This is a genomic window from Streptomyces sp. NPDC018019 (assembly GCF_044327805.1).
Lineage (GTDB): Bacteria > Actinomycetota > Actinomycetes > Streptomycetales > Streptomycetaceae > Streptomyces.
Genome location: NZ_JBIRGD010000068.1, coordinates 1 through 5,545, shown reverse-complemented (window position 1 = coordinate 5,545; position 5,545 = coordinate 1). Strand labels below are relative to the sequence as shown.

The window sequence follows — 5,545 nt, the reverse complement described above, 5'->3', positions numbered from 1 at the left end:
AGGTGACGGGGGCGCCGTCGCGGTCGGTCTTGACGTTCATCTCCCCCAGGGCGCGGCCTTCGGGGAAGACGGGGCGCCAGCCGCCGGCGACGTGCAGTTCGTCGGTGCCCATCACGCTGATGACGGTCAGGCCGGCCTGGTGGGCCTTGTAGGCGCGGTTCCACAGGTTGGCGAAGGCCTGGGAGCGCACCAGGTGCATCCAGTCCGGGCGCATGATCTCACGGTTATGGATCGACTCTCCCAGGGTGGAGACGAATTTGGCGTACATCGCCTTCACGGACGCCTCGGTGACCTCGTCGCCGGTCTCAAGGGCCTTGGAGCGGGCGCCGGCGAGCAGGACGCGCAGGGCGTCGAGGGAGTTCTCGGTGGCGCCGGAGGTCCAGGACTCGTGGATGACCGGCGGTTCGTCCAGCAACCGGTACTTCGGGCCCGCCAGGCGCAGCATGAGACGCAGGGTCGACCCCGTCACCCACAGTGGGCCGGCTTCGTCGCGGTCGCCGAGAGGGTTGGGCAGGTCGCGGTGCTCCCAGGCGGGCGGGGTGATCAGGTGGACGCCGGCGCGCTTACGGTCATGTGTGCCGTCGGTGGAGTGCTCCAGCTTGCCTATGGGCAGCCACGTCTTCATCGCGGAGAGGTAGGCAGCATTCACGTCCAGGGCGGTGACGTGCAGGTCGCCGTCGGGGTGGCGGCGGTAGTCGGGGGGCGCCAGTTCGGGCGGGCCTCCCAGATCAGGTCCGGGTCGCCCTTCTTCGGCTTGTGCAAGATGTCCGGCAGCGCCGGGTAGGCGGTGTAGTCGTAGCGCGCGTTCGCCCGGGTCCCATCAAACAGCGCCATCACGTCCGGGATCGCCCGCCTGACCAGCGCGGCCGTCGCGGCGTCGGCATCACCCTCGGCCTTGTCGAGTTCGGTACGTACCGTGCGGACGATCAGCTGCTCGGTGTCGGCCTGGGCGCGGGAGGCGGAACGGGCGCGGCGCTGGGACTGATGGCGCTGCGCGCTCTGCGCCGCCAGCGCAGCCGGGTTTGTACCCGCCCCCGGATCCGGTGCCGGGGCAGACGCGGGGGCCGCGGAGACGGTCAGCGCCGTGACCGCCGGAGCAGCCGCGGGCTGCAGCGCCGGGACGGCAGGCGCGGGGGCCGGGCAGAAACCACCCGGGTGCAGGGAACGGCCGTCGGTCGCCTTGTAGGGGGTGGGAACACCGCAGCGCAGGCACGACGCCGTCTCACCCTGGGCGACCAGACCGTCGGGACCGAAGGCACTGTGCGCCTCGGCGAACACCGGCGCCGCAGCCGCCGACGGCACAGGTGCCGGACCGGCAGGGGCGGCGGGCGCCTCGGCGGGGGCGGGGTGCAGCCGGGCCAGCCCCTCCAGGAGGCGCAGGTACGCGAGCCGGGCCGGCGGCGCCGGCTCGGCAGTGCCCGCCTCCCAGTTCGCCACCGTCTGACGCCCCACCCCACACGCCTGCGCCACCTGGGTGCGCGACAGCTTCGCCGCCGTACGCAACCGCAACCGCTCGGCCGGCGACGGCACTCCCCCACCACACCGCTCTGCCAGGGCCCAAGCACCCCAACCGGATCCGGAGGCCATGTGTGCGGAAGGGGGCAGCCTCGACGGCCTCGGCCACGACCAGGACACAGAAGGCGTCACACAGGACGAGACCCTGGACGGCCCGGCGGTGCCAGTGGCCGGGTACGGGCTCTACGACGCCGAGGAAGAAGCTCTCAAGTGGTGAGCGGCCCCGCCCGGGAGTGCAAGGCAGTCCTGCTGCGACGCACGCAAAGGACACCCGGACAGGAAACGGTATGAGCGCCCCAGACAGCGCCGGGCCAGGGGGCCCGGCGTGGCCGGTGACGACCTGGCAGCGCTGGCCGCACTTCGCCACCACCCCTCCCCCACAACCACCCGCCCCCGGAGAACCAGAACGGGGCACGAAAGAACGCCTCGCCTACCACTCCGCGTTCGTCACGGTACGGACCCCGGCCATCGACACCCTCACCACGAACGTGCGCACACTGATGATCCTGTGATCCTGGGACAGCACCAGCAGACCACCGCACAGCCCTCGTTGATCGTCACTGGGCCAGCAGCGGCCGGAAAGACCACCGCCCTCCTCCATACCGGGCGCACCTGCCACCTCGCCCACACCCGGCAGCATCCGCCATCGGACCGCAGCACGCACGCACCGGTGCCCGTGGCGTATGTGCTGGTCCCGCCCGCAGCGAGCGCGAAAGCCCTCGCGACCGAGTTCGCCCGCTACCTCGGCATTCCCGTGACCGGCCGGATGGCACAGGCCCAGATCACCGACGCCGTCTGCCACACCTACAACCAGGCCGGCGTGCGCCTGATCCTCATCGACGAGGTCCACCGGCTCAACCCCCGCACCACCGCCGGCGCGGAAACCGCCGACCTGTTGAAAGACCTCACCGAACGCATCCGCGCGACCTTCGTGTATGCGGGCATCGACGTCACCCGCACCGCCCTGTTCTCCGGAGTACGCGGAGCACAACTCGCTGGGCAGGCCTCCCTGGTGGAATGCGGAGCATTCCCCGCACGCCTCGGACAGCACGAACCCTTCCGCGAACTCATCACGGGTGTGGAAGCAGCACTCGATCTGCGGGCACACCGCACGAGCACGCTCCCCCGCCACGCCGCCTACCTCCACCAACGCACCGCAGGACGCATCGGAAGCCTGACCCGCCTCATCCGCCAAGCAGCCATCACCACCATCAGCGACGGCACCGAACGCATCACCAACACCAGCCTCGAAGCGATCCGCCTGGACCACCTCGCCGAAACCCACCGCCGCCCCACCCCGAACCGGCCCCCCACACCCCACCGGTAACCGAGCGGCCCGACGGCCTTCCCGCACACAACGCTGTGGCCAGGGAAAACACGCACCGGCCTTTAGAAGGCAGGACCACCCGAGGGACACGGAAAAACTCTCAGCGGAAACGGGCAAACCCCACACCAACAGACCTACAGCCCGACCAGACCGCACTCACACGGTCTCAACCAAACCGGGAAACCCCCAGCACAACACAACGCCTACCCCGCAACTACACCCCCACCAAACGACAGCCCGGCAGCAGAAGCCCGAAGCCTGGCATGCGTTGACGGACGGGCAGCGCGAGCGCCTGGAGCAGCTCGGCATCACGCCGCTGGCCCCGGAGCCGGAGGAGCCGCATCTGCGGCGCCTCTGAGCGCCTTCGAGCGCGGTGTTGCCGCCCTGGCGCAGTACAAAGGCCCGCGAGGGCTCCGTGAAGGTCCCCAGGGCTCATGTAGAGACGCTGGACGACGGCACCGAGGTCAAACTCGGCGTATGGATCATGAATCAGAAGGGATGCCGCGCGAAGCTCACCACCGACAAACTCCAGCAGTTCGCCGACCTCGGACTCGAATGGGCGGCAGCCTGAGCCGAGGTGCGCAGCGGGGCCGTACCGAACGCAGTCGGTACGACCCCGGGTGGGAGACCTCTCGGGGCCCGTTGCGTTGCACGGCGGACCGTTGCTACGTCACACGGGTGGTGTCAGCCAGAGTCCGGATTTCGGTGGCGATCCTTTTCCATGCGGATTCGGGAACCTCATGGCCGACTTCGGGCAGCAGCACCAGACGCGCGCCGGGGACCCGGGAGGCGATCGCCTTTCCCGCCCTGGGCTTGATGAGGGGGTCGTCCTTCCCGTGGAGCACGAGCGTGGGCCGGGTGATGGCATCGATTTTCTGGCCGTGCCACTGCGCGCCGATCTGACGGCTCTGCGCCTGCTGGTCCTGTACGCCACTGTCGAGGTTGCGCGCGGCGGCTTCCCGGGCGGCCGACTCGTCGAAGGAGCGGTTCGGCGAGGCGAGGAGGCGGCGTACGGCGGCGCCGGCGGCGATGTTGCCCTCGGGGGTGTCGGGGTACTTCAGGCCGGCGAACTTCGCCAGGGTCCGCAGCCGTACGTACCGCATGGCCCGCAGGCCCGCGGCATCCGCGGGGACTGCGGCCATGGTGGTGAGGGTCCGGACGCGGCCGGGATGCCTGAGCGCTACGCGTTGTACGACGGCACCGCCGAGCGAGACCCCCAGCAGATGGGCCGACGGCCACCCCAGCGCGTCCATGACCGCGGCGGCGTCGTCCGCCATGTCCTCGGCGGTGTAGGCGTCGCCGCGCTTCTTGAACAGCGCCGAGACCGGGTTGCGGGTGGCGGCGGGCGGCAGGTGGGTCGACTCCCCGCCGTCGCGCTGGTCGTAGCGGGCGACCGCGAAACCATGCGCCGCCAGCGTCCGGCACAGCCCGTCGGGGAACCATTTGCGGTTCGCGCCCAGCCCCATGACCAGCAGGAGGGGGTCGCCGTCGGCCCGTTCCGTCCACTGGTCGAACGCGAGCCGGACCGTGCCGTTCCCGGCCCAGCGGACCGGGCTCCACGAGCCTGGCGATGTTGAGGACATGGGGGCCTCCCGTAACCGTGACTGCGATCAGAACTTAACTGCGATCAGCGTTCGCGGTTTAGTGTAGGGGATGCATTGCGAGGACAGCGAGGCCGAGAGACAAGAGGGGTGCCGAACATGGCGCAGGAACACATGACGGTCTGGGCGCGGCCCGAGCGCGGTACCCGCGGCCCTGTCGCGGGGCACAGCCGCGCGGAGCTGACCGCTGTCGCCATCGAACTGGCGGACCGACACGGCCTGGCGGCCCTGTCCACGCGCCAGGTGGCCAAGGCGCTGGGCACCGGCCAAGCCTCCCTCTACCGCTACATTTTCAGCCGCGACGACCTGCTGGACCTGATGACGGACGCGGTGGCGGGAGAGATCGACCTCGACGTCCCGCTGAGCGGCGAGCCTGTCGAGGACCTGGCCGCCCTCGCCTCCCGGACCAAACAGGTCCATCTGCGGCACCCCTGGCTGTCCGACGTCCCGCCGGAACCGCTCCGGCTCGGCCCGCGGGGGCTGGACTACCTGGAATACGCGCTGCGGGCGATGGCGCCCGTGCCCCTGCCGGGACGGAGCAAGACGGAGATCGTCGGCCTGATGAACGCCCTCGTCGCCCAGTTCGCCCGCGCGGAACACCAGATGAGCCACGGGCCCGCGAGCCGCCATGCGGCACAAACCGCCTACCTGAGCGAAGCAGTCGCCCGGGGCACACACCCCCATGTGGCGGCTGCCCTGGCCGACAGCCCCGAAGCGGCCCCGCCCCCGGCTCCACAAGCCCTCTTCGAACGAACAATGCGCCGGGTACTCACCGGGCTCGTCACATCCGCCACCCCCTGACAGAGACTTCACCGACACGCGAGTCCACGGTCCTACGCCCGGGGCCGGACTTCGCCCCCCTCACCGGAACCACCGCACCGGGCCACACTGCGACTGCTACCGCGCCTCGGTCCCGCTCCCGTACATGTCCACGTATTCCTCGCCGGACAACCGCAGATCTCCTGCATGACTTCATCGGTGGCGGCACGCGGCGTGAGACCTGCCGACCTAGTAGTGCTTCGTTAGCTCTGCCGATCGTGGCTGACCAGGAGCATGCTGGCAGGTATGAGGCTCGGGGAGGTGGAACGGCTCCGGGGCGAGT

7 protein-coding genes and 1 pseudogene are annotated in these 5,545 nt (G+C 70.3%); 5 read left to right on the top strand and 3 right to left on the bottom strand.

Translation table 11 applies throughout. The features are described 5' to 3' along the window. Positions 1 to 649 (bottom strand): annotated as a pseudogene (locus ACH4FX_RS43080) (DNA-binding protein); the annotation flags it as partial. Beyond that, positions 646 to 1,530: a helix-turn-helix transcriptional regulator gene (locus ACH4FX_RS43075; protein WP_398487371.1), complete on the bottom strand. Its 885-nt coding sequence runs from the start codon at positions 1,528 to 1,530 to the stop codon at positions 646 to 648. The pseudogene ACH4FX_RS43080 and the gene ACH4FX_RS43075, both read right to left, overlap by 4 nt. A gap of 55 nt (positions 1,531 to 1,585) precedes the next feature. On the opposite strand from ACH4FX_RS43075, the gene ACH4FX_RS43070 reads away from it, so the two are divergent. From ACH4FX_RS43070 to ACH4FX_RS43055, 4 genes are all read left to right on the top strand, one after another. Beyond that, positions 1,586 to 1,732, top strand: coding sequence for a hypothetical protein (locus ACH4FX_RS43070; protein WP_398487369.1), 147 nt, complete (start codon positions 1,586 to 1,588; stop codon positions 1,730 to 1,732). Between the two features lie 70 nt (positions 1,733 to 1,802). Continuing rightward, complete coding sequence (locus ACH4FX_RS43065) at positions 1,803 to 2,027, top strand: hypothetical protein (protein WP_398487367.1); 225 nt, start codon at positions 1,803 to 1,805, stop codon at positions 2,025 to 2,027. Next, positions 2,024 to 2,842, top strand: a complete 819-nt coding sequence (locus ACH4FX_RS43060; RefSeq protein WP_398487365.1) for a TniB family NTP-binding protein — start codon at positions 2,024 to 2,026, stop codon at positions 2,840 to 2,842. Before ACH4FX_RS43065 ends, ACH4FX_RS43060 begins: the two co-directional genes overlap by 4 nt. Before the next feature lie 415 nt (positions 2,843 to 3,257). Then, positions 3,258 to 3,413: a hypothetical protein gene (locus ACH4FX_RS43055; RefSeq protein WP_398487364.1), complete on the top strand. Its 156-nt coding sequence runs from the start codon at positions 3,258 to 3,260 to the stop codon at positions 3,411 to 3,413. A gap of 94 nt (positions 3,414 to 3,507) precedes the next feature. Here the strand turns inward: ACH4FX_RS43055 and ACH4FX_RS43050 are convergent, their stop codons facing one another. Beyond that, complete coding sequence (locus ACH4FX_RS43050) at positions 3,508 to 4,425, bottom strand: alpha/beta fold hydrolase (protein WP_398487362.1); 918 nt, start codon at positions 4,423 to 4,425, stop codon at positions 3,508 to 3,510. A gap of 117 nt (positions 4,426 to 4,542) precedes the next feature. Here ACH4FX_RS43050 and ACH4FX_RS43045 point away from each other — a divergent pair, with 117 nt between their 5' ends. Next, positions 4,543 to 5,244 carry a TetR/AcrR family transcriptional regulator gene (locus ACH4FX_RS43045; protein ID WP_398487361.1) on the top strand — a complete coding sequence of 234 codons (702 nt, stop codon included), beginning with the start codon at positions 4,543 to 4,545 and terminating at the stop codon, positions 5,242 to 5,244. The last annotated feature ends 301 nt before the right edge of the window (positions 5,245 to 5,545 follow it).